Consider the following 1,997-nt stretch of genomic DNA (forward strand, 5'->3'; position numbering starts at 1 on the left):
GGTGTGATGGGTGGCTGGTCGTTGTTTGAGAACTACACAGTGGACGCGAGCATCTGTGGCCAAGTTTTTAAGGGCGCACGGTGGATGCCTTGGCACCAGGAACCGATGAAGGACGTGGGAGGCCACGATAGTCCCCGGGGAGCCGTCAACCAGGCTTTGATCCGGGGGTTTCCGAATGGGGAAACCCGGCAGTCGTCATGGGCTGTCACCCATGCCTGAACACATAGGGCATGTGGAGGGAACGAGGGGAAGTGAAACATCTCAGTACCCTCAGGAAGAGAAAACAACCGTGATTCCGGGAGTAGTGGCGAGCGAAACCGGATGAGGCCAAACCGTATGCGTGTGAGACCCGGCAGGGGTTGCGCATGCGGGGTTGTGGGATCTCTTGTCTGTCGTCTGCCGGCGACAGGACGAGTCAGAAACCGTATGGATAGGCGAAGGACATGCGAAAGGTCCGGCGTAGAGGGTAAGACCCCCGTAGCTGAAATTCATGCGGCTCGTTGAAGAGACACCCAAGTAGCACGGGGCCCGAGAAATCCCGTGTGAATCTGGCGGGACCACCCGCTAAGCCTAAATATTCCCTGGTGACCGATAGCGGATAGTACCGTGAGGGAATGGTGAAAAGTACCGCGGGAGCGGAGTGAAATAGTACCTGAAACCGTGTGCCTACAAGCCGTGGGAGCGTCGGGACGTGACTTGTCACGTCCTCGTGACTGCGTGCCTTTTGAAGAATGAGCCTGCGAGTTTGCGGTGTGTTGCGAGGTTAACCCGTGTGGGGAAGCCGTAGCGAAAGCGAGTCCGAACAGGGCGTTTTTAGTAGCACGCTCAAGACCCGAAGCGGAGTGATCTAGCCATGGGCAGGTTGAAGCGGAGGTAAGACTTCGTGGAGGACCGAACCCACCAGGGTTGAAAACCTGGGGGATGACCTGTGGTTAGGGGTGAAAGGCCAATCAAACTCCGTGATAGCTGGTTCTCCCCGAAATGCATTTAGGTGCAGCGTCGTGTGTTTCTTGCCGGAGGTAGAGCACTGGATAGGCGATGGGCCCTACCGGGTTACTGACCTTAGCCAAACTCCGAATGCCGGTAAGTGAGAGCACGGCAGTGAGACTGTGGGGGATAAGCTCCATGGTCGAGAGGGAAACAGCCCAGAGCATCGACTAAGGCCCCTAAGCGTACGCTAAGTGGGAAAGGATGTGGAGTCGCAGAGACAACCAGGAGGTTGGCTTAGAAGCAGCCACCCTTGAAAGAGTGCGTAATAGCTCACTGGTCAAGTGATTCCGCGCCGACAATGTAGCGGGGCTCAAGCGTACCGCCGAAGTCGTGTCATTGCAGCACATACTCCCAACGGAGGCTGTGATGGGTAGGGGAGCGTCGTGTGCCGGGTGAAGCAGCCGCGGAAGCGAGTTGTGGACGGTTCACGAGTGAGAATGCAGGCATGAGTAGCGATACACACGTGAGAAACGTGTGCGCCGATTGACTAAGGGTTCCTGGGTCAAGCTGATCTGCCCAGGGTAAGTCGGGACCTAAGGCGAGGCCGACAGGCGTAGTCGATGGACAACCGGTTGATATTCCGGTACCCGCTTTGAAACGCCCAATATCGAGCCCATTAATGCTAAGGCCGTGAAGCCGCCCCGGAGCCTTCGGGCAAAGGGGAGTGGTGGAGCCGCTGACCCAAGGTGGTAGTAGGTAAGCGATGGGGTGACGCAGGAAGGTAGTCCAGCCCGGGCGGTGGTTGTCCCGGGGTAAGGGTGTAGGACGTCACGTAGGCAAATCCGCGTGACACATAGTCTGAGACCTGATGCCGAGCCGATTGTGGTGAAGTGGATGATCCTATGCTGTCGAGAAAAGCCTCTAGCGAGTTTCATGGCGGCCCGTACCCTAAACCGACTCAGGTGGTCAGGTAGAGAATACCGAGGCGTTCGGGTGAACTATGGTTAAGGAACTCGGCAAAATGCCCCCGTAACTTCGGGAGAAGGGGGGCCACGCCTGGTGATGAG

1 rRNA gene (only partly in view) is annotated in these 1,997 nt (G+C 57.4%); it reads left to right on the top strand.

Going from position 1 to position 1,997, the window contains the following annotated elements:
- Nucleotides 1-57 precede the first annotated feature (57 nt).
- A 23S ribosomal RNA gene (locus ACIP5O_RS36855) occupies nucleotides 58-1,997 on the top strand (its annotated part continues 1,226 nt past the right edge of the window); the annotation flags it as partial.

The organism is Streptomyces sp. NPDC088915, assembly GCF_044749825.1.
Taxonomy (GTDB): domain Bacteria; phylum Actinomycetota; class Actinomycetes; order Streptomycetales; family Streptomycetaceae; genus Streptomyces.